The sequence below is a fragment of the Pantoea sp. GABEPS69 genome (genome assembly GCF_045780835.1).
Taxonomy (GTDB): domain Bacteria; phylum Pseudomonadota; class Gammaproteobacteria; order Enterobacterales; family Enterobacteriaceae; genus Pantoea; species Pantoea septica.
In genome coordinates, this window is record NZ_CP118618.1 from 2,073,781 (window position 1) to 2,094,322 (window position 20,542).

The following is a 20,542-nucleotide window of genomic DNA, read 5'->3' on the forward strand; positions in this document are numbered from 1 at the left end:
TATGATTTTAATTCACAGAGACTGGAAAATTAGCCTGGTCAGGAGAGGGAATCCAACGCCATTTCGCTAATCGCACGGATCATTAAAACCTGCAACGCGCTGTTAAATGGCGCTGTGCGGGCGTTTCGTTAATTAATGAATTTTATTCAGCAGCGTATGGGGCGAGAGTCGGTTAATCATTCCACTCATCACTGTAAGGATAGGGCGAAAGCAAAAGCCATTAAGACCGGAGCACTATGGATATTCAGATAAATAATAAAACCGTTCAGGTCGATGCCGAAGGGGACACGCCATTACTCTGGGTATTACGCGACGATCTGGGCATGACGGGAACGAAATATGGCTGCGGTCTGGCGCAGTGCGGCGCCTGTTCGGTGATGAACGACGGGCAGGTAGTCCGATCCTGCGTGACCCCGATCGATAAGATTGCAGGAAAGCAGATCACCACCATTGAAGCGATCGAGAGCGACGATGTGGGCAAGCGCGTGGTGGCGGCCTGGGTGAAGCATCAGGTGCCGCAGTGCGGCTACTGCCAGTCGGGACAGGTGATGGCGGCGACCGCGCTACTCAGGCAGAACGCGCATCCCTCAGACCAGGAGATCGCGGCGGCGATGGTGAATCTTTGCCGCTGCGGCACTTATAACGCCATTAGCGCGGCCATCCACGAGGTGGCGGGTCAGGGAGGTGAGCGGTGAGAAAACAGCCCATATCATCCAAATTTGCTCTCGGCGAAGAACCCACCAACCTGTCGCGCCGCCGCTTCTTGCTGGCATCGGGCAGCGTAGCAGGAGCGCTAGTGCTGGGCATTGGTCTGCCATCAGGCCAGGCGCGTGCTCAGGCTGCGCAACAGCCCCTGTCGCCCGGCACGCGCGTGCCCGCCTTTCTTGAGATCCGTCCAGACAGCAGCGTGCGTTTTCTATCACCGTTTATCGAAGGCGGACAGGGGATCTTTACTGCCATGGCGCAGATCGTCGGCGAAGAGCTGGATGCCGATCCCGCCACCTTTGTCGTTGAGAACGCGCCGGCCGGCGACGAGTACAAGGTCATGGACAGCGGCATGCGCATCACCGGCGGCAGTCAGTCGGTGCGTACCAGCTACACCACCATGCGCCGTCTCGGCGCGCTGGCGCGCCATATGCTGCTGCAGGCGGCGGCAAGCGCGCTGGCGGTGCCGCTCGCCTCGCTGCGCACCGAGCCGGGGAAGGTGGTACACGACGCTTCAGGGCAGACGCTGACCTACGGCGAGCTGGCCAGCCGCGCGCGCGATCTGCCGGTTCCGCCTGCGGATGCGGTCAGCCTGAAAGATCCCGCGCAGTTCCGCTGGATCGGCAAGCCCGTCAAGCGTCTCGACGCCTGGGAGAAATCAACCGGGCAGGCGGTTTACACCATCGACTGCCGCGTCGATGATATGCTGCACGCGGCGGTACAGCACGCGCCGCGTTTTGGCATGACGCCAGGCGCATGGCGCAACGAAGCACAGGTAAGGGCGATGAAGGGCGTGCACTCGGTGCACCGGCTGCCAGATGCGGTGGCGGTGGTCGCCGAGCGTTGGTGGCAGGCAAAACGCGCCGTTGAGGCGCTCCAGGTAGAATGGCTGGCGCCTGCCGACGCCGAGTTAATGCCGCCGGATTTTTCCTCCGACGATTTCGCCCGCACGCTGGCGAACGAACCCGGCGACGGCCAGGAGGCGGAGGTCAAAGGCGACCTGGCAGCGGGCATGTCCGCAGCCAAAACCACGCTCAGCGCCACCTACCACAGCCAGTATCTTAATCATGCTCAGCTGGAACCGCCTTCGGCGCTGGCGCGCTTTAACGACGACGGCACGCTGGAGTTGTGGATCCCTAACCAGGCGCCGGAGATGTTTCAGGGCGAGGTGGCGAAGCGCACCGGGCTCGACGCCAGCAAAATCCTGATTCACTCCCCGTTGCTTGGCGGCTTTTTCGGGCGTCACTTTGTTTATGACGGGGCGATGGCCTGGCCGCAGGCGGTTGAGCTGGCGAAGGCGGTCGGCCGTCCGGTTAAGCTAATCTGGAGCCGTGAAGAGGAGTTTCTGTGCGACACCCATCGCCCAATGGCGGCGGTGCGCTTCCGCGCCGGACTGGATGACGAGGGCTATCCGCTGGCGCTGGAAGCGGTCAGCATCTGCGAAGGCCCGACCGAAGGCATCTCCGGCAAGCAGGGCGATAAGCTTGATCCCACCGCCACCGAGGGGTTGACCGGCAAATCCTATGCTATTCCCCACCTGCGCATCGCGCAGATCTATAAAAAAGGGCCGGTGAAGCTGGGCTACTGGCGCTCGGTCGGCAACTCGATGAACGACTTCCTCTACGAGAGCTTTCTCGACGAGATCGCGGACCACGGCAGGCTCGATCCCTTTGAGCTGCGTCTGCGGCTGCTGAAGGGTAATGCGCGCCTGACGACGCTGCTGCACGCGGTGGCCGATCTCTCTGGCGGCTGGAAACCGGGCCCCTATACCGCCGAAGATGGCAGTCGGCGCGCCCGCGGCGTGGCGATGGCGTCTCCGTTCGGCACCGAAGCGGCGGCGATAGCGGAAGTCTCGATTGAGAACGGACAGGTCAGGGTGCATCGGATCTGGGAAGCGATAGATCCCGGCAGCATCGTTAATCCAGCCATCGTTGAGGCGCAGGTCAACGGCGCGGTTGCGCTGGGGCTGTCGCAGGTACTGCTGGAAGAGGCGCTGTTTGAGAAGGGGCAGCCGGTAGCGCGTAATTTCGATCTCTATCCGATCCTGCCGCCGTCGCGCATGGCGCAGGTCGAGGTACGCATTATCGAGAGCGGCGCCAAAATGGGAGGCATCGGCGAACCGCCGCTGCCCGCCGTACCGCCCGCGGTGGCCAATGCGGTCTCCAGGCTGACCGGTCAGCGTATTCGCTCTATGCCGCTTTCACGCTACAACTTTACCTGAGCCGCAGGTTATTAAGGAAAACATCATGACCAGGAAAAGGCTCTGCCTGCTGCTGATTGCCGCGCTCACTATCGTGGCGGGCGCGCTGCTGTGGATGCTGCGTACGCCCGCGTCGCCTTTCGACAATGAAGCGGACGCCGGGACCGCCGCGCCGCCGGATCTTATCCAGCGCGGCGAATATGTCGCGCGTCTGAGCGACTGCGTCGCCTGCCACAGTACGCCGGAGAGTGCGCCATTTTCCGGCGGCCTGGCGATGGCGACGCCGGTCGGGAAAATCTATACCACCAATATTACGCCCGACCGCGAGAGCGGTATTGGCCGCTATTCGCTGGCTGACTTCGATCGCGCGGTGCGTCAGGGCGTGGCGCAGGACAGACATCGGCTCTATCCGGCAATGCCGTTTCCCTCCTATCAGAAGCTGAGCGATGAGGATATTCGCGCGCTCTATGCGTTTATGATGCACGGCGTTCAGCCCGCTTCGCGGCAAAATCAGCCGTCAGAGATCCCCTGGCCGCTCGACATGCGCTGGCCGCTGGCGCTGTGGCGAGCCGCTTTTGCCAGCGGCGAACCCTGGCAGACGGTGGCGAACCGCGACGCGCTCTGGAACCGCGGGGCCTACCTGGTGGAAGGCCCAGGCCACTGCGGCAGTTGCCATACGCCGCGCGGCGTGGCCTTCAACGAAAAAGCGCTGGATGCGCGTAGCCCGGACTATCTGGCAGGCGCGCTGCTTGACGGCTGGTATGCGCCCAGCCTGCGCGGCGATGCCAGCACCGGAATAAGCCGCTGGAGCGAAGAGGAGGTGGTGACCTTTCTGAAAACCGGACGCAACGCCCACGGCGTGGTGTTCGGTTCGATGACGGATGCGTTCAACAACTCCACCCAGTTTATGCGCGACGACGACCTGCGCGCCATCGCTCACTACCTGAAGTCGCTGCCGCCGGGCAGCAACGACAGCGGCAATGCCTGGCATTACGCGGCGAGAAGCGAACAGGGCGCGCGCCACCCCGGCGAGCAGACCTTTATCGCGCGCTGCAGCAGCTGCCATGGTGCCGACGGACGCGGGCAGGCGCCGTGGATCCCGCCGCTGGCAGGCGCCACCTCGATGCAGGTCGATGCCGCTTCGGCGATCAATATCGTGCTGAACGGCTCCGCCCGCGTGGTCGCCAACGGCGTGCCGGACGCCTATCGGATGCCGCCATACCGTAAACAGCTTTCCGATCGCGAGACGGCGGAGGTGCTCAACTATATTCGCTCATCCTGGGGTAACGGCGGGGCGCAGACAGAGGCGAAAGCGGTAGCGGAGATGCGTCAGCATACCGATCCCGCCAGCAGTAACCCCATTATTTTGCAGATGCGTTAGGTCATACGAGGGGCGCTACCTGGTTCCAGCACAGTGCTCCTCGACTATTACTGAATTTTATTCACAATTACATCCCGTTTATCCAGGTTAATTCATGCCGGCAGTTTGGGTAGCATCTTACGGCATTGAAACTTATGGATTAACGTATGACAACTATGACAACGCACTCCGCATCGCGTCACCACGCCGCCTGGGGCGCTATCTTCTCTATGGCGCTTGGCGTCGTGGTGCTGATTGCCTCGGAATTTATGCCCGTCAGTCTGTTGACGCCGGTGGCGCAGGATCTGGGCATTAGCCAGGGACAGGCGGGACAGGCGATATCCGTCAGCGGTTTTTTCGCCGTGCTGACCAGCCTGCTTAATACGCCGTTAACCGGTCGTTTCGACCGTAAAAAAGTGCTGATCGCCTTTACGCTTTTACTGACAATTTCCGGCCTGACTGTCACATTCGCGCCAGACGGACTAGTTTTTATTGTCGGACGCGCGCTGCTCGGCGTGGCGATCGGCGGATTCTGGTCGATGTCGACGGCGACCATTATGCGCCTCGCGCCGCCGCATGCCGTGGCGAAAGGGCTGGCGCTGATTAACGGTGGCAACGCGCTGGCGGCCACCGTCGCCGCGCCGCTGGGAAGTTTTCTCGGCCAGTATATCGGCTGGCGCGGGGCCTTTTTTATCGTCGTGCCGCTGGCCGTCGGCGCCTTTATCTGGCAGTGGCGCGCGATTCCATCGCTGCCTGCGCAGGGCGATAACCACACCGCGAACCCGCTGCGCCTGCTTGGCTTGCCGCACGTCGCGGCGGGTATGGCCGCGCTGCTGACGCTGTTTATGGGGCAGTTTGCGATCTTCACCTATCTGCGCCCGTTTATGGAGTCGGTTACGGGAGCCAGCGTCAGCGAGCTTTCGCTTATTTTGCTGCTGTTGGGCGCGGCGGGATTGCTGGGAACCTGGTCGGTCGGCCTGCTACTGCAGCGACACCTGTTTCGCTGGCTGATCCTGATCCCGCTGGCAATGGCGGCGCTGGCTGCGCTGCTAATCTGGCAGGGGCATTCGCTGCTGATTACAGGCGCGCTGTTAGCCGTGTGGGGCCTGGTTTCTACGCCCGCGCCGGTCGCATGGGGGCTATGGCTGAGCCGCGCGCTGCCGGAAAACGCGGAGGCGGGCGGCGGCCTGATGGTTGCCGTGATCCAGCTGGCGATTACCCTGGGCGCGGCGCTGGGCGGCGAACTGTTTGACGCAGTGGGTTGGTGGAGTCCCTTTGCCTTCGGCCTGACGCTGCTAATTATCTCGGCGATCTTTGCCGTGCTGGCGAGCCGCCGCGATCGTCACCGACATGATGTGCGCTAAGGCGATATTGTCGACTTAATTACCGCCAGGGCAAGCGCCCTGGCTTAACCGTTGCCGGAGGCATCAGGTCATGCACAACCTTGATATGCAGGTATTAAAAGCAGGATTGCAGTGGGTTGACGCGCATGAGGTATGGCTCTGTACGGTGCTCTCTACTTACGGATCGTCGCCGCGTCCGCCCGGCGCGATGATGATTATCCGCAAAGAGGGGCATCACTGCGGTTCGCTTTCGGGCGGCTGCGTCGAAGAGAGTTTTATCGAACGCATCGATCGCAACGCTTTCCCGGCCGCCAGCCAGGTGGTGCGCTACGGCGAGGGCGGATTTGAGCCGGACAGGGCGCTGCCGTGCGGCGGCGTACTCGATATTCTGGTGGAAAAACTGTTGCCCGGCGCTGAGAGCCACGCCTATTTGCAGAAAATGCACGATGCGCTGGTCGCCGCCACGGCGGTGAAAAAGAAAATTATTCTGCCGCATCCCTGTCACGCGCTGGAGCCGGCTGCCTATACCAACAGCACGCTGACTTACCGCGACGGCGCCGCCATTACCCTGACGCTCTCGACCGCGCCCAGGCTGGTTATCGGCGGGCTTTCCAGCGTCGCGGTGTTCTGCGCCAATTTTGCCGTCGCGCTGGGCTTTGAAACCATCGTGTGCGAACACCGGGACGAGGCGCTGGCGAATATGGCCGCCTTGCTGGACGCGAACGTCAGGCTGATTAAGCAGTTTCCCGCTGTGTATCTGGAGCGGGAAGGTTGCCATGCCGGAACGGCGATCCTGTCGCTTACCCACGATCCGCGCATTGACGATCTCACTATGATGGAAGCGGTCAATCTGCCGGCGTTCTATATCGGCGCGATGGGATCGAAAAAGAACAGCCTGAGAAGAAAAGAGCGGCTGGGAGTGTATGGCGATCTCACCCCAGATCAGGTCAACCGTATTCACGCGCCGGTCGGGATCGATATCGGCAGTAAAACGCCGTCGGAGATTGCGCTGTCGGTGATGGCGGACATCGTGCGCTACAAAAACGGCTGCGTAGAGGCGCTTGAGCCGGCCCTGGCAGAGCCGTGGGAGCAGGGAAGTTTGCTATGAGAATCGCCATTCTGGTGATGGCAGCCGGCTTCAGCCGACGCTTTAAAGCGAGCGGCGGAGAGCATAAGCTGCTCGCCTCGCTGAACGGCAAGCCGGTTTTGCAGCACACGCTGGAGCATGCTGTTGCCACGGGGCTCGACGTTTTCGCAGTGACGCGGCCGGAGGATACGGCAATTCATGCGCTGATTCCCACTGGCCGTGCGATTGTCTGCCGCAGCGCGGGCATCGGCGACTCTATCGCCGCGGGCGTGAAAGCCACAGCGGCGTACGACGGCTGGCTGATTACGCTGGGCGATATGCCGTTTTTAAACGTGGAAAGCCTGCTGGCCGTGGCGGATGCGCTGCATCGCGCGCCGCTGGTTCGCGCGGAAGTCGAAGGCGTGCCTGGGCATCCGGTGGGATTTCAGCGCGCGTTCTTTTCTGCGCTCGCCAGTCTGAGCGGTGACAGCGGCGCGCGCGCGGTGCTTAACAGCGCGCCGTGTCAGGCGGTGACGTTAGTGGATAAGGGATGCCTGCTGGATATTGATACCCGTTCAGATCTTCAGCGTAGTGCTGCGCTGTAATCGCTCAGCCAGCGAGTGGAGCGGGGCAAAGAACGATAAGGTTTGTCATGCAATCAATAAGTCTGCAAAACAGATATCGCTCGACAAATGAGAACACTCTCGCAACCTGGGCGAAAAATGCAGGAATCGGTGAGATCCGAGAACAAAATTACTACGATCCAGTAAAGCTTTCTCTTGCAGCAGGAATAAAGCCGACTGTTTCACGCTGTGTCTCACGCCTTATTGATGAGTTAAACGAAATCACAAAAGACGATCCGCTGGCCGATACGCTGCCAGCGCACGGCTTTCATTTTACTTTCTTGCCTCTGACGCTGCCGCTTTATCATCTAAACGAGCAATTACCGACGAAAGTAGAGCAATTGACAACTATCTGGGGTGAATTCGATGCGAAAAAAATTACTATCGGGCATCTTCGGTTAGTTGCGTTGCCTGGTCAGCTGTTGCTTGCGGGAATTCCTGAAAGTCCTGCAGTTGCTATGCGTCAGTCGTTCTGCGAAAGGGTTCTGGATTCTCAATGGAAAAATGAGTTACTGATGCGTCATGACAACATCTCATTGCTGGCGCCATTCTGGCACAGCACGGTTTTACGCTACGGCGCGTCTTTTTTACCAGAAAGCCTGCGTCAGTTTTTTTTGGAACGTCAGGCGATTAATTTTGGTGATGTTGCTGGCGAGCTGATATTGGCAAGGTGCAACTATAACTGGACAACATGCTATCCATTAAAAAGTTAACCAGGGCAATGTGGTGAGAAATGCCCAAAGCAGACAGGATTATTCAGGTGCACATAATGTATATTATGTTAAATGCGATATCACTGATGTTCAGGACGCGGTGCTCATACGGTTGCTCTCCCTCCCTTTTCTCTTCTTATAGCTTAAACACCGCAATCTGCCACAGCGCCGTTCGGCATGTCGTCTTTCGTCTTTGATAAAGCGCCAAACCCTGTCGGCGCATAGATTTTGCGAGCCGCCTCGGCTGCTGCGCTTTTCCCACTTTCGCACGCTAAAGGCGACTGCTAAGGTCCGGCAAACCAAAAGCTGGCCGAGACTTCAGGATGAAGCGAACTTGCACGCCGCATGATGCGGTCTTTAAAACCTTTCTGGCGCACCCGAGAACCGCTCGCGACTTTTTAACGCTGCATCTGCCGCCTGAGCTGCTGGCGATCTGTGACCTGTCGACGCTGAAGCTAGAGTCCGGCAGCTTTGTCGAAGATGATTTGCGTCCTTACTACAGCGATGTACTTTACTCGCTGAAAACGCGCGCCGGCGATGGCTATTTGCAGGTAGTAATCGAGCATCAAAGCTCTCCGGATAAGCATATGGCCTTTCGCCTGATGCGCTACGCTATTGCCGCGATGCAGCGCCATCTTGATGCCGGACATAGCAAATTGCCGCTGGTGATCCCTGTTCTTTTCTATCAAGGCAAACGCAGCCCATATCCCTACTCTTTGCGCTGGTTCGATCTTTTCCGGGAAGCTGAACACGCTGCTGCGCTCTATAATGGTCATTTTCCATTGGTTGATGTAACTATTATCCCCGATGAGGAGATTATGCAGCACCGCAGCATGGCGGCGCTTACCCTGCTGCAAAAGCATATTCGCCAGCGCGATTTAACAAGCCTGATCGCGCGTCTGGCAACCCTGATGCAGACCGAATTTATGACCGGACAGCAAGTAACGTCGCTGGTAAACTATATGCTTCAGGTCGGCGAAACGCCGGATATGGAACTCACGCTTAGCGAACTGGCGCATCATGCGCCGCAGCATAAGGAGATATTCGTGACCATTGCAGAACAGCTTGAACAGCGAGGCATGGAGAAAGGACGCCAACTGGGTAAACATGAAGCCTGCCTGGAAATGGCCAGAAACATGCTTAAAAACGGACTGGATCGCGCTTTAGTGATGAAAATTACCGGCCTGACCAAAGAGGATTTACAGCAAATCCAGCGCGGCTAACCGTTATTAAGAACCGCCGCTTTAGGCGGTTCTTATTATGATCCAGCTACTGCTTAAAGCTGACGATACTTACCCAGTTTGCATCCTTACCTACGGGCGCTTCAGCGACCCTTTGCAGCTCCCCGCTCTCTTTAGCAATGGCATAGCTGCCAATCACCGCGCTCTTCTCGCCGCTGGCGATCAGCCAGCGCCCGTCAGGCGTAATCGCTATGCCGCGCGGCTGCTTTTCAACCGGCCAGCTGTTAATCAACTGCAGCTTTCCATCCTGTTGGCTGATGCGATAGCCCGTTACCGTGCTGCTGGTACGCTCTGTGACGTAGAGAAAGCGCCCGTCAGGCGTAATTTTGATATCGGCCGCCCAGATGCGCGGCGTGGTGTCGCTGTAGCTGGCGGTGCGCTCCACGCCGTGCTGCAGCTGATATTTCTGCGCGACCGCGCTGGGATAGTCAGCGACCTTTGTCAGCGCGCCATCCGGCTGCCGTGAGAACTGCACGATAGCGCCGCTCATTTCGCCGACGTTATAAAGGAAGCGGTTATCCGGCGAAAGCGCCGAGTGCCGCGGCCCATTTTTCTCCGCCGTGGCGACGAAACCGTCACCCAGCGGCGTCAGCTGGCCATCCTGGTGCAGCGCCAGCTGCAGAACGCGATCGGTGCCCAGCACGCCGACGTAGGCGGAGCGATTCGTCGCATCAACAATCACCGAATGCGCAGCGTGACCGGCCTCTACCTCTGACACGAAAGGCGTCGCCACCTTCCCGCCTGCGCCGAGGCGATAAACATGCACCAGGCCGCTATCGTAGGAGGCCGCCAGCAAAAAGCGCCCTTGCCTGTCCAGGCTGATATAGGGATAGCTTGCGGCGGCCGCGCTCTCTGACGCTGGCGTCAACGCGCCGGTTTTGCCGTTGATGGACCAGCTGACCAGCCGCATCGGCTTGCTGCGCACGGCGGCGTAAAGCGTCTGTTTATCTGGGCTTATCGCCATCGGCATCACCTTGCCCCCCGCTGGCGTTTCGCCCAGCAGCTTTAGCGCACCGGTCCGATCGTTTAAGGCGTAACGCGCGATATCGCCATCCTCCGCCGCCGAAACGTAGACAAAGGTCTGCGCCAGCAGCGGACCGCTAAAGGCCATGCCCAGCAGGAGAATCGACCGGCGCAGCGCCAGAGTATTATTCATTTGTCACCTCAGTTGATTGAGAGTTGCCGCTTCAGGTATACGCAGCCGGACGCGGCGTGGTTATGTGTAGCTGCCTGAGGCCTCTTGTGATGTTGCCCAAAACGCCAGCGCATTCATATTGTTACATAGTTGTTATGTTTTACCATTTATTCAGAAATGTGTGCTGGCTCACTGCCTGTTCGCCCGCTAATCCTCTGAAGAACCTTAGGTTGCCGGGAATGACCAATGCGGTTAAATCTGGCCCTGCCCGAACCTGCTACTCTTAGCCTCCACATCTGGAGGATCCATGAATTCACTAATTGATATTTTTACCAGCCACAAAAGCGAACGCAGTTTTACCGAGCAGCCGATTGACGACGCGATTCTGGATCGCATTATCAGCACCGCCTACCGCGCGCCGACCTCGGTCAACTCGCAGCAGGTTTCTGTGGTGGTGACCCGCGATGCGGCGAAGCGCAAAGAAATCTCCCAGATCGCCGGCGGACAGCCGTGGATCGCGAAAGCGCCGGTGTTTCTGACCTTCGTGCTGGATATGCATAAATCGCGCGTGGCGATGGAGGCGATTGGCCGCGAGCAGATCGCGCAGCAGAGTATCGAGAGCATCGTTTCCGGCGCCACCGATGTGGGCATCGCGCTGGGCTCCGTGATGGCCGCCGCGCGTGCGGAAGGTCTGGGCATCGTGCCGATCGGCGGTATCCGCCGCGATCCTGAGACGCTGATTAGCCTGCTGGAACTGCCGGAATATACCTTCCCGGTTGCGGGCGTAGTGATTGGCTATGTCGATGAGCCGTCGCACCAGAAACCGCGCCTGCCGCTGGAAACCTTCCGCCATGAAGAGGCCTACCGCACCGCCGGGCTGGAGGAGAAGATCGCCGCCTACAATCAGGAGATGGTGCAGCACTGGCAGAACATCGGCCGTTCCGACGGCGAAAGCTGGAGCGAAAGCGTCAGCGGCTATTACCAGAACATCTACTTCCCGCACGTGCTGGGCGCGCTGAAAAAACAGGGCTTCGGCAACGATAAGTAACACCCGCCGCGCTCAGGCAGCTTGCCTGAGCGTCGCCCTTCTCTTCTTTCACTCTTTTTTCGCTCTCCGCCTTTCGCAATCATCAGCACTCTGCTACGGCAGACGCGCGATTCTTAACTACGCTTAATGGTTGCTATATCCCTATAAAAACGGAGAGCACTATGAGCAATGATGAGCGTAAACCGACGACTACGGATGCGGGTATTCCCGTCGCCAGCGACGAGCATTCGCTGTCGGTCGGCCCTGACGGCCCGCTGGTATTGCACGATCACTATCTCATTGAACAGATGGCCAACTTCAACCGCGAACGCATCCCGGAACGGCAGCCGCACGCCAAAGGCAGCGGCGCGTTCGGCTACTTTATCGTGACCGATGACGTCAGCAAATATACCAAAGCCGCGGTGTTCCAGCCCGGCACGCGCACCGACGTGCTGCTGCGCTTCTCAACCGTGGCAGGCGAACGCGGCAGCCCCGACACCTGGCGCGATCCGCGCGGTTTCGCCCTGAAGTTCTACACCACCGAAGGCAACTACGACATGGTGGGCAACAACACGCCGGTCTTCTTTATTCGCGATCCGATGAAGTTCCAGCATTTTATCCGCTCGCAAAAGCGCCGCGCCGACAACAACCTGCGCGATAACGATATGCAGTGGGACTTCTGGACGCTGTCGCCGGAATCGTCGCATCAGGTTACCTGGCTGATGGGCGATCGCGGCATCCCAAAAACCTGGCGCCATATGAACGGCTACTCCAGCCACACCTATATGTGGGTGAACGCCGAGGGCGAGAAATTCTGGGTGAAATATCATTTTCACACCGACCAGGGCATCGAGTTCCTGACGCAGGAAGAGGCCGATACCCTTGCCGGAAAAGATATCGACCACCATACGCGCGATCTCTACTTCTCTATCAAGGAAGGCAATTTTCCGAGCTGGACGCTCTATATGCAGATCATGCCGTTCGCCGAGGCGGAAACCTACCGCTATAACCCGTTCGACCTGACCAAAGTGTGGCCACACGGCGACTATCCGCTGATTAAAGTGGGCAAGCTGGTGCTGGACCGCAACCCGACCGACAACCATGCGCAGATCGAACAGGCAGCTTTCGAGCCGAATAACCTGGTACCGGGCATCGGCCTTAGCCCGGACAAGATGCTGCTGGGGCGCGTCTTCTCTTATGCTGACGCGCACCGTCACCGCCTCGGCGTCAACTATAAGCAGATCCCGGTCAACGCCCCGCAGTCGCCGGTCAACAGCTACAGCAAAGATGGCGCGATGCGTATTCATCCGGTATCCGATCCTGTCTATGCGCCGAACAGCAAAGGCGGCCCGGCGGCAGACGGCGAACGCTACCCAACCGACTCCACCTGGCAGGCCAGCGGCGACATGGTGCGCGCGCCCTACACGCTGCGCGAGGATGATGACGATTTTGGTCAGGCAAATACGCTGATCAATAAAGTGATGGACGACGCGGCGCGCGAGCGGCTGGTCGGCAACGTGAGCGGCCATTTGCTTAACGGCGTAGAGGAGCCGGTGCTGTCGCGTACGTTTGAGTACTGGCGCAATATCGATCAGGCGATTGGCGACCGCATCGCATTGCGAGTGCTGGAAGAGCGCTCGAAACGGCAGGCGCAGCCGTAATTCAGCATAAAAAAAGCGCCCAACCGGGCGCTTTATCTTTTTCTGCGCGAGGCGCAGGAACGTCGTTACTTCAGACGGAATGCCACCACGCTGTCACCGCTCTTGGTGCCGAGCGAACCGTGGCCGCCCGCGGCAATGACCACATATTGCTTGCCATCTTTACCCATAAAGGTTGACGGCGTGGCCTGCGCGCCCGCGCTCAGCTCAGTCTGCCACAGCAGCGCGCCGGTAGTGCTGTCATAGGCGCGGAAGAAGTTATCTGCCGTCGCGCCGTGGAACACCACGTCGCCCGCCGTCACCAGCGGACCGCCGTGCGCCACCATCCCCATCGGGAAACCAATCGGGAAACGACCCGGCAGGAATGAGGTATTGAGGTTTTTGGTGGTGCCGATGCGGCGCAGCCATTCTGTCTTACCGGTTTTCAGATCGACGCCCACCATACGGCCCCACGGCGGCGCGATACAGGGTATGCCCAGCTCTGACGCGAACTGCTGAATATGGATAGCGTAATCGCCGTGGAAGTTTTCATTCCAGTAAGGCGAGCCATCTTTGGTGAACATGCGCTCGGTCGCGGTTGCTGGCGTACGCTTGATTAGGTTGTACTTATAGGCCAGACGCACCGGCGCGGCGATCAGCAGCTGACGTTCCGGATCAACCGCCACCGACCCCCAGTTAAATACGCCGATATTGCCCGGGAAAATCAGCGAGCCCTTCTCGGTCGCCGGCGTCCACGGATTGCCGTCATAGCGCAGCTCGCGGAACCCCATGCGGCAGCTCATCTGGTCGAACGGCGAAATGCCCCACATCGCTTTTTCCGTCAGCGGCTGCGGAATAAAGTTCAGGCTGGAGACCGGCTGCGTAGCGGCGAATTTCTCGCCCTCGACGCCGCCTTCGGTAGAGACCTTCACCTGATTAACCGGATAGATCGGCTGGCCGGTCAGGCGGTTGAGCACGAACAGGTTGCCGGTTTTGGTCGGCAGGATCACCGCCGGCTGTTGGCTGCCCTGATAGTCGATATCCACCAGCGACGGCTGAGACGGGTTGTCGCGGTCCCAGAGATCGTGATTGGCGCTCTGATAACGCCATTTAAAGGCGCCGGTTTTCAGATCCAGCGCCACCAGCGCATCGCGGAATTTCTCCGTGTTGCTGTTGGGATCGCGCTCGATGCCTACTTCATCCGGCGAGGCGTTGCCGAACGGCACATAGACCAGGCCGTTTTTAAGGTCGGCGCTCAGCGTCGCCCAGGCCACCGGGGTGTCCTGCGGATAGGTCGCGTCCGCCGCAATCGGCTGGGTCGCCTCCGGCTGAGCCGGATCGAAGTTCCACACCAGACGGCCGGAAACGGCGTCGTAGGCACGGATGACGCCTGACGGGTTGCCGCGGTTAAAGCCGTTGTCCATCACCGAACCGCCGACAATCACCAGATTGCCCGCCACCAGCGGCGCAGAGGTTTGCATCAGCGCATGCGGACGCACTTCGCCCATATTGGCATGCAGATCGACCACGCCGTTCTGACCGAAATCGGCGCACGGCTTGCCGCTGTCGGCATCCAGCGCCACCAGCTTCGCATCGGTGGTCGCGTTGTAGATACGCTTGCGGCAGAGCGCTGGCTGCGCTGCGCTGCTGTCAGCCGCCGGATTGCCGGCGTCGTAGAAGCTGACGCCGCGACAGGTCTGATGTTGCTGCATATAGGAGCGATCCTGCGGCGGCGCATATTTCCATTTCACCGCGCCGGTTTCAGGATCGAGCGCATGCACCTCGTTATGCGGCGTACAGAAGTAGAGCATGCCGTTCGCCTTGAGCGGCGTCGCCTCAAAGGTGTATTCGGTTGCGTCGTCGCTCTGACGCAGATCGCCGGTGTGGTAGGTCCAGGCGACCTCAAGATCTTTTACGTTATCTTTGGTGATCTGATTCAGCGAAGAGAAGCGCAGCGCATTGGTGGAGCCGCCGTAGGCCGTCCAGTCGTTGCCCGCGCCGGTCGAGGCGGACGGCGTGCGCGCATTGGTAATGGTTCCCTGCTGCGGCAGCGGATCGTAAAAGCAGAGGCCGATCACCAGAGCGATCATCACTACTACCGTGGTGCCGAGGAAAGGATGGAACTTGCGCTGGGTCAGCGGACGCACCACCCAGGGCAGCGCCAGCCAGACGCCAAACAGACCGAACAGGTCGCCGCGCGGGATCCACTGCCACTTGTCAAAGCCCACTTCCCAGATAGTCCAGAACAGGGTGATCCACATCAGCAGCGCGTAAAGCGACAGCGCGCTGCGTTTATTCAGAAACAGCAGTATCGCGGTGAGCAGTAAGCCTGCGGCCATCAGCGCATAGAACGCGCTGCCCCCCAGCAGCAATAGCTTCCCGCCCATATACAGCATCGCCACGGCGACAATCGCCATCACGATACTGGTTAGCTTGTTAACCATGATCCTTCTTTTCCTCATTCAAGGGACGAAATAAAATAAATACACATAACTTCAACGTTATTTTAACTTAGGTAAATTTTTGGTAAAAACACAATATCTTACGAGTCTTTAGCCTGGCTAACTAATTTACGGCAGCCAAAAGCGAAGCAGGCTCGCTGTGCAGAGGCCCTGTCGGGTGCAACAGGCCGCGATGGTACGATACGGCTAATAAGTTACCTGGCTTTACCGCATCTTTTGTTCAAACCGCTGACAAATAACACACATAAATTTAACGTGGCGGCGGTTTATCAGGCCGACTTTCCCTCTGTTGTCGCAGTTGACGTCGCTTTACTGCACCTTAATGATGCGCAGGCGAACCATTAGGCTGGTAATTTGTTGCCTGCCTCGCGCGCAACGCCCGGCCAGCGTACCCGCTGGAAGTTCGGCACCGATCTTGCTTCTCCCTTGCAGACCCTATTCATGCAGGAGAGGCCCCATGCAGCCGAGTCGCTATCGTTACGTTATCTTTTCCATGCTGTTCTTTGTCGCGTTGATCAACTACATCGATCGCGGCGCGCTGTCGTTTGCCGCTAACGCCATCTCTCAGGAGTATCAGTTCAGTAAAGTGCAGCTAGGCGCGGTGCTGGGCTATTTCGGGTTCGGCTATCTGTTCGGATCGCTGTGCGGCGGATTCCTTGCAGATCGGCTCGGCACGCGCAAGGTCTGGCTGATGGCGGGCGTGCTCTGGTCGCTGCTGGAGATCGCCACCGCCTGGGCTGGCGATCTGGGCATGGCGCTGTTCGGCGGCTCGGCGATTATGGGCTTCGCCGCCCTGCGCATCTTGTTCGGCTTCTCCGAAGGCCCTGCCTACGCGCTGATGAACAAAGCCATCGCCCACTGGGCGCCGGATAACGAGCGCGGCTTCGCGCTGAGCATCGGCCTGCTCTCCACGCAGGTGGGATCGCTGCTGACCGCGCCGATTGCGGTCGGCCTGCTGTTGCTGACCCATGACTGGCGTATGATGTTTATTCTGCTGGGCCTCTTCTCGCTGCTGGCGATGCTGCTGTTTGCGCGCACCTTCAGCGACGCCCCGGAACTGCACCCCGCGGCGAACGCGGCGGAGCGTGCGCTGATCCGCGACGGTCAGCGTCAGGAGGCGCACGCCGATACGCCGCTGCCCTGGTGGCGCTTCTTCACCAGCCGCACCCTGGTGTGCAATGCCCTCGGCTACTTCTCCTTTCTCTATATCACTTTTACGCTGGTGACCTGGCTGCCGAAATATCTGCAGGACAGCTTCCATTACGATCTCCATTCGCTCTGGTACGTGGCGATGATCCCCTGGAGCGGCGCTTGTCTGACCGTGCTGCTCGGCGGCCGACTCGCCGATCGGCTGCTGGCGCGCTTTAATAACCTGCGCGTGGCGCGCAATCTGTTTGCCGCCGTGACGCTGCTGGGCACCGCCTGCTGTTTTATGGCTATTCCGTACGCCGGATCGGCAACGGCGATTATTGCGCTGATGACGCTGGGCAATGCGCTCAACGCCATGGTGAACAACGTCTACTGGTCTGTGGTGATCGACGTGACGCCGAAGGCCTCCGTCGGCGCCTTTAGCGGCATGACGCTGGCAATCGCCAACCTCGCCGCCATCGTTTCGCCGATGCTGTGCGGCTGGCTGGCGGAGTACTACGGCTACAATGCGATGTTTACCGTCACCGCTGTGATTGCGCTGGGCAGCATGCTGGCGATGACCCTGCTGCAGCCGGAGAAACCGCTACAGCCGCACCGCGCCGGTGGCGTGGCGCAGCAGGCGCTGTAACCTCTGGCGGCGCGCTACAGCTGGTTGCGCGCCACCACGCTCTGCAGCGCTTTCTGCGCCTTAACGCGCTGCGCAATTCCCCACAGCTTCGGCGCGCTGGCCTGAAACCAGCCCTCGCGCGGCTGCCAGCGCACCAGCACCGGCAGATAGGCGTCAAGCAGCGTGATGTTGTCCCCCAGCAGAAAGGCGCTGTCGCCGAGTTGCGACTCAAGCCAGCGATAGGCCTCTTCGCGATGAGCGTCGGTACTCTTTTTCAGCTCCTGCGCCCCCGCGGCGGTCCAGCGTTGCGGATAGTCGCCATAGGTAAGGGTGGGATAGACGGCGGCAACCAGCCACACCAGCCAGTGATAAAAACGCGCGCGCTGCGGGTCGCCGTGAGGCGGGATCAGCGCAGGATGGCGATCCGCCAGCATCAGCGCAATGGCGGCGCTCTCCGTCAGCACCGCGCCATCTTCGCTTTGCAGGGTCGGCACCTGCCCCAGCGGATTAAGCGCCAGCAGCCGATCACGCGCCTCGCCCGGCTGGTCGAAGCCGAAGACATCCACCCAGCGGTAGGGTTCGCCGCAGAGGCTAAACATCAGCTCGCTGATGGCCGAGCCCCAGCCCGGTGCGCCATAGAGCGTGAACATAGCGCTCTCCTTTCATGGTTGCGATGCGGTAAGTGTAGTCAGCCGTGGCGATCGCAGAAGCGCGCGATGTCGCCGGACTGAAAATCAGCCAGGTTCGCCATCAGCTTCTCCAGCGGCCACTCCCACCAGGCGATCTGCCGCAGGCGCGCGGCGATGGCGGGCGTAAAGCGCATGCGGATCGGTTTCGCCGGCACGCCGCCCACGATGCTGTAGGGCGCGACATCTTTCGTCACCACCGCGCCCGCCGCCAGCACCGCGCCGTCGCCGACCGTAACGCCCGGCAGCACAATCACGCCGTGGCCAATCCAGACGTCGTGGCCGACGATAACGCGCGCGGCGCGGCGGTCGGCGAAAAAGCCGCTGTCGCGCGCCGCGCTGGCGTCGTAATACTCCGGGCAGTAGGTAAAGCGATGCTGCGAAGCGCGATCCATCGGGTGATTGGGCGCGCCAAGGCGCACATGGTTGGCGATAGCGGTAAAGCGGCCTATCTGCGCGTCCGCCACGTGGCAGTGTTCGCCGATATAGGAGAAGTCGCCCAGGGTGCTGTATTCGAGGTAGCTGTGCGCCAGGATTTCGCACTGCTGCCCGACGGTGGTGTCGCGCAGGCGTACGCTGCTGTCGATAAAAGTCTGCTGCAGTCGGGCGGAAGAGAGAGCGTGCAAAGTCATAATGGCCTCGTCTGGTCGGATGTCTGGATAAGCGGCGCGCGCGGCGCGGCGGAAACAGCGCTGACGGTAACGGGCGAAGATGACAGGCGGAAGACAGTGCGATTGCGGCAGAATAACGGGGAAACGGGATAACGCGACGAAAAAGGCGGAGTGGTCAGCTCCGCCTTTATTCAAGTTCCGGCTAGTGATCCTGGCCGGTCAGTTGCAAAAGGGCAACGATGATCTGCAAGATGATCCGGATAAGATCCAGAATCAATCTAATCAGTTCCATCACTTTCCTTCTCCTTCAACAGGAGCGCGCTATTCGGCTACCGAGGCTTTGACTCTACCCGCCGGGCGCCTAAGCACATCTTGTGGAGAGCGCTGAGCGGCACTCATTGCTAAAGCCACAGGCCAGCACCACCTGATGCCTGCCGGGATTTTCAAAACCGTGCCCCTGGGAGCGGCCAGTCAGCAAGTCGGCTCTGCTTCGCGCTCAACACCTGTATAACCATACAGTATTTTGGCGAAACTTGAAATATTTCTCCGCGCTATTTAGAATCGCAGGTGTGGAGAGTGCTGAGCACCTCGTTCGCGGCGCGGTCACCAGCCGTTAAGCGAACAAAAAAAGAAAGGATTTGGCCGTGACGCCAAATCCTTTTTTTATGCCTGTCAAAAACTACTTCGCGCTGACGCGCCACACCGTGTTGCCGGCGTCATCCGCAATCAGCAGCCCGCCCTGGCGATCGGCGGCCAGTCCGACCGGCAAACCTCTTACCTGCTTCTGATCGTCGGTCAGGAATCCCGTCACCACCGGCTGCGGCAATCCGACCGGCTTGCCGTTTTCAAATTTCACCCACACCACCTGATAGCCGTTAAGCGGCGTGCGGTTCCAGCTGCCGTGCTCGCTGACGAAGGCGCCGCCGCGATACTGCGGCATATTGTCCGCCTGGTAAAAGAGCAGTCCCAGCGGCGCGACGTGCGAGCTGAGCGCATAGTCCGGCTTAATCGCCTTCTCCACCAGATCGGGACGCTGCGGCTGCGCGCGCGTATCCACATGCTGACCGAAATAGCTGTAAGGCCAGCCGTAGAAGCCGTTCTCCTGCACCGACGTCATATAGTCAGGCACCAGATCGGAGCCGATCTCGTCGCGCTCGTTGACGATGGCCCACAGCCGGTTGCTCTGCGGCTCCCACTGCAGGCCGGTCGGGTTGCGCAGCCCGGTGGCGTAAACGCGCGTCGCGCCGCTGGCGGCGTCGACTTCCAGCACCGCGGCGCGATGGTATTCCGCGCCGATGCCGTTCTCGGTGATGTTGCTGTTAGAACCGATGCCGACATAGAGTTTGCTGCCGTCCGGGCTGGCGACCAGCGCTTTGGTCCAGTGGTGGTTAATCGGCCCGCCGGGCAGATCTGTTACCAGCTGGGGCGGCGTGCGGATCTCGGTTTGCCCTTCCTGATAGGGAAATTTCACCAGGCTGTCGGCGTTGGCAACATAGAGCGTATTGCCGATCAGCTGCATGCCGAAGGGCGAAAAGAGATTTTCAATAAAGACGTGCTGCTCCCACTTGCCGTTCACGTTGCGCAGCAGCGTAATGCGGTTGCCGCCCTCGCCGCCTTTGCCTGAGGCTTTCTGCACGATGCCCATAATCAGCTGCTTGGGACGCGTGGTGGGTTTGGCCGGACCGTTGGATTCCGCCACCAGTACGTCGCCGTTCGGCAGCGTCAGCACCTGACGCGGATGCTTGAGGTTCTCCGCAATCTTCTCGATTTTCAGCCCCTGCGCCACTTTCGGCATCTCGCCCTGCTTCCACGGCACCCCTTCCGGCACCTGCATCGGCGGCATAAAGAAGTTTTTCGCCTCAGGCAGCTCCGGATTCGGCCCGGTCTGCTTCTGCGGATCGAGCTGCGCGCCGCTGTCGCAGCCTGCCAGCAGCGTGGTCAGCGCCATGGCGATAAGCGTTTGCTTTTTCATCGGTG

At 59.9% G+C, this 20,542-nt stretch carries 16 protein-coding genes; 11 read left to right on the plus strand and 5 right to left on the minus strand.

Features of this window, described 5'->3' with window-relative positions:
• Positions 1–236: 236 nt before the first annotated feature.
• From PVE98_RS10230 to PVE98_RS10265, 8 genes are all read left to right on the plus strand, one after another.
• Positions 237–695, plus strand: coding sequence for a (2Fe-2S)-binding protein (locus tag PVE98_RS10230; protein ID WP_096073138.1), 459 nt, complete (start codon positions 237–239; stop codon positions 693–695).
• Positions 692–2,926, plus strand: coding sequence for a molybdopterin cofactor-binding domain-containing protein (locus PVE98_RS10235; RefSeq protein WP_333620589.1), 2,235 nt, complete (start codon positions 692–694; stop codon positions 2,924–2,926). The genes PVE98_RS10230 and PVE98_RS10235 overlap by 4 nt, the downstream gene beginning before the upstream one ends.
• Positions 2,927–2,951: 25 nt before the next feature.
• On the plus strand, positions 2,952–4,286 hold the full coding sequence (locus PVE98_RS10240; protein ID WP_096073136.1) for a cytochrome c: 1,335 nt from the start codon (positions 2,952–2,954) through the stop codon (positions 4,284–4,286).
• Between the two features lie 146 nt (positions 4,287–4,432).
• Positions 4,433–5,629 carry an MFS transporter gene (locus PVE98_RS10245; RefSeq protein WP_222707486.1) on the plus strand — a complete coding sequence of 399 codons (1,197 nt, stop codon included), beginning with the start codon at positions 4,433–4,435 and terminating at the stop codon, positions 5,627–5,629.
• A gap of 70 nt (positions 5,630–5,699) precedes the next feature.
• Complete coding sequence (locus PVE98_RS10250; RefSeq protein WP_096073135.1) at positions 5,700–6,716, plus strand: XdhC family protein; 1,017 nt, start codon at positions 5,700–5,702, stop codon at positions 6,714–6,716.
• Entirely contained in the window at positions 6,713–7,279 is a 567-nt protein-coding gene (locus tag PVE98_RS10255; RefSeq protein WP_033747231.1) for an NTP transferase domain-containing protein, read from the plus strand. Before PVE98_RS10250 ends, PVE98_RS10255 begins: the two co-directional genes overlap by 4 nt.
• 47 nt (positions 7,280–7,326) lie before the next feature.
• The gene (locus PVE98_RS10260) at positions 7,327–8,010 is read left to right on the plus strand and encodes a hypothetical protein (protein WP_096073134.1); all 684 of its coding nucleotides are present in this window, start codon (positions 7,327–7,329) and stop codon (positions 8,008–8,010) included.
• A gap of 323 nt (positions 8,011–8,333) precedes the next feature.
• Complete coding sequence (locus PVE98_RS10265) at positions 8,334–9,233, plus strand: Rpn family recombination-promoting nuclease/putative transposase (RefSeq protein WP_096073133.1); 900 nt, start codon at positions 8,334–8,336, stop codon at positions 9,231–9,233.
• A 46-nt stretch (positions 9,234–9,279) separates the two neighbouring features.
• Here the strand turns inward: PVE98_RS10265 and PVE98_RS10270 are convergent, their stop codons facing one another.
• The gene (locus PVE98_RS10270; RefSeq protein ID WP_096073132.1) at positions 9,280–10,407 is read right to left on the minus strand and encodes a beta-propeller fold lactonase family protein; all 1,128 of its coding nucleotides are present in this window, start codon (positions 10,405–10,407) and stop codon (positions 9,280–9,282) included.
• A gap of 286 nt (positions 10,408–10,693) precedes the next feature.
• On the opposite strand from PVE98_RS10270, the gene PVE98_RS10275 reads away from it, so the two are divergent.
• Both PVE98_RS10275 and PVE98_RS10280 read left to right on the plus strand, forming a co-directional pair.
• Positions 10,694–11,434, plus strand: coding sequence for a nitroreductase family protein (locus PVE98_RS10275; RefSeq protein WP_096073131.1), 741 nt, complete (start codon positions 10,694–10,696; stop codon positions 11,432–11,434).
• Positions 11,435–11,595: 161 nt separating this feature from the next.
• Positions 11,596–13,074 carry a catalase gene (locus PVE98_RS10280; RefSeq protein WP_096073130.1) on the plus strand — a complete coding sequence of 493 codons (1,479 nt, stop codon included), beginning with the start codon at positions 11,596–11,598 and terminating at the stop codon, positions 13,072–13,074.
• A gap of 65 nt (positions 13,075–13,139) precedes the next feature.
• On the opposite strand, the gene PVE98_RS10285 is transcribed toward PVE98_RS10280, so the two are convergent.
• On the minus strand, positions 13,140–15,494 hold the full coding sequence (locus PVE98_RS10285) for a membrane-bound PQQ-dependent dehydrogenase, glucose/quinate/shikimate family (protein ID WP_033747243.1): 2,355 nt from the start codon (positions 15,492–15,494) through the stop codon (positions 13,140–13,142).
• A 475-nt stretch (positions 15,495–15,969) separates the two neighbouring features.
• On the opposite strand from PVE98_RS10285, the gene PVE98_RS10290 reads away from it, so the two are divergent.
• On the plus strand, positions 15,970–17,289 hold the full coding sequence (locus tag PVE98_RS10290; protein ID WP_096073129.1) for an MFS transporter: 1,320 nt from the start codon (positions 15,970–15,972) through the stop codon (positions 17,287–17,289).
• Positions 17,290–17,303: 14 nt separating this feature from the next.
• On the opposite strand, the gene PVE98_RS10295 is transcribed toward PVE98_RS10290, so the two are convergent.
• The 3 genes from PVE98_RS10295 to PVE98_RS10305 form a co-directional block, all read right to left on the minus strand.
• Positions 17,304–17,918, minus strand: coding sequence for a glutathione S-transferase family protein (locus PVE98_RS10295; RefSeq protein ID WP_096073128.1), 615 nt, complete (start codon positions 17,916–17,918; stop codon positions 17,304–17,306).
• A gap of 38 nt (positions 17,919–17,956) precedes the next feature.
• Complete coding sequence (locus tag PVE98_RS10300) at positions 17,957–18,586, minus strand: DapH/DapD/GlmU-related protein (protein ID WP_096073895.1); 630 nt, start codon at positions 18,584–18,586, stop codon at positions 17,957–17,959.
• A 658-nt stretch (positions 18,587–19,244) separates the two neighbouring features.
• On the minus strand, positions 19,245–20,537 hold the full coding sequence (locus tag PVE98_RS10305; RefSeq protein WP_033747248.1) for a sorbosone dehydrogenase family protein: 1,293 nt from the start codon (positions 20,535–20,537) through the stop codon (positions 19,245–19,247).
• Between the last annotated feature and the right edge of the window lie 5 nt (positions 20,538–20,542).

Excerpts from the sequence above, each read along its gene's own strand:
- PVE98_RS10230 (WP_096073138.1), top strand. The coding sequence starts at position 237 with ATGGATATTCAGATAAATAATAAAACCGTTCAGGTCGATGCCGAAGGG.
- PVE98_RS10240 (WP_096073136.1), top strand. The coding sequence starts at position 2,952 with ATGACCAGGAAAAGGCTCTGCCTGCTGCTGATTGCCGCGCTCACTATC.
- PVE98_RS10245 (WP_222707486.1), top strand. The coding sequence starts at position 4,433 with ATGACAACTATGACAACGCACTCCGCATCGCGTCACCACGCCGCCTGG.
- PVE98_RS10250 (WP_096073135.1), top strand. The coding sequence starts at position 5,700 with ATGCACAACCTTGATATGCAGGTATTAAAAGCAGGATTGCAGTGGGTT.
- PVE98_RS10255 (WP_033747231.1), top strand. The coding sequence starts at position 6,713 with ATGAGAATCGCCATTCTGGTGATGGCAGCCGGCTTCAGCCGACGCTTT.
- PVE98_RS10260 (WP_096073134.1), top strand. The coding sequence starts at position 7,327 with ATGCAATCAATAAGTCTGCAAAACAGATATCGCTCGACAAATGAGAAC.
- PVE98_RS10265 (WP_096073133.1), top strand. The coding sequence starts at position 8,334 with ATGAAGCGAACTTGCACGCCGCATGATGCGGTCTTTAAAACCTTTCTG.
- PVE98_RS10270 (WP_096073132.1), bottom strand. The coding sequence starts at position 10,407 with ATGAATAATACTCTGGCGCTGCGCCGGTCGATTCTCCTGCTGGGCATG.
- PVE98_RS10275 (WP_096073131.1), top strand. The coding sequence starts at position 10,694 with ATGAATTCACTAATTGATATTTTTACCAGCCACAAAAGCGAACGCAGT.
- PVE98_RS10280 (WP_096073130.1), top strand. The coding sequence starts at position 11,596 with ATGAGCAATGATGAGCGTAAACCGACGACTACGGATGCGGGTATTCCC.
- PVE98_RS10285 (WP_033747243.1), bottom strand. The coding sequence starts at position 15,494 with ATGGTTAACAAGCTAACCAGTATCGTGATGGCGATTGTCGCCGTGGCG.
- PVE98_RS10290 (WP_096073129.1), top strand. The coding sequence starts at position 15,970 with ATGCAGCCGAGTCGCTATCGTTACGTTATCTTTTCCATGCTGTTCTTT.
- PVE98_RS10295 (WP_096073128.1), bottom strand. The coding sequence starts at position 17,918 with ATGTTCACGCTCTATGGCGCACCGGGCTGGGGCTCGGCCATCAGCGAG.
- PVE98_RS10300 (WP_096073895.1), bottom strand. The coding sequence starts at position 18,586 with ATGACTTTGCACGCTCTCTCTTCCGCCCGACTGCAGCAGACTTTTATC.
- PVE98_RS10305 (WP_033747248.1), bottom strand. The coding sequence starts at position 20,537 with ATGAAAAAGCAAACGCTTATCGCCATGGCGCTGACCACGCTGCTGGCA.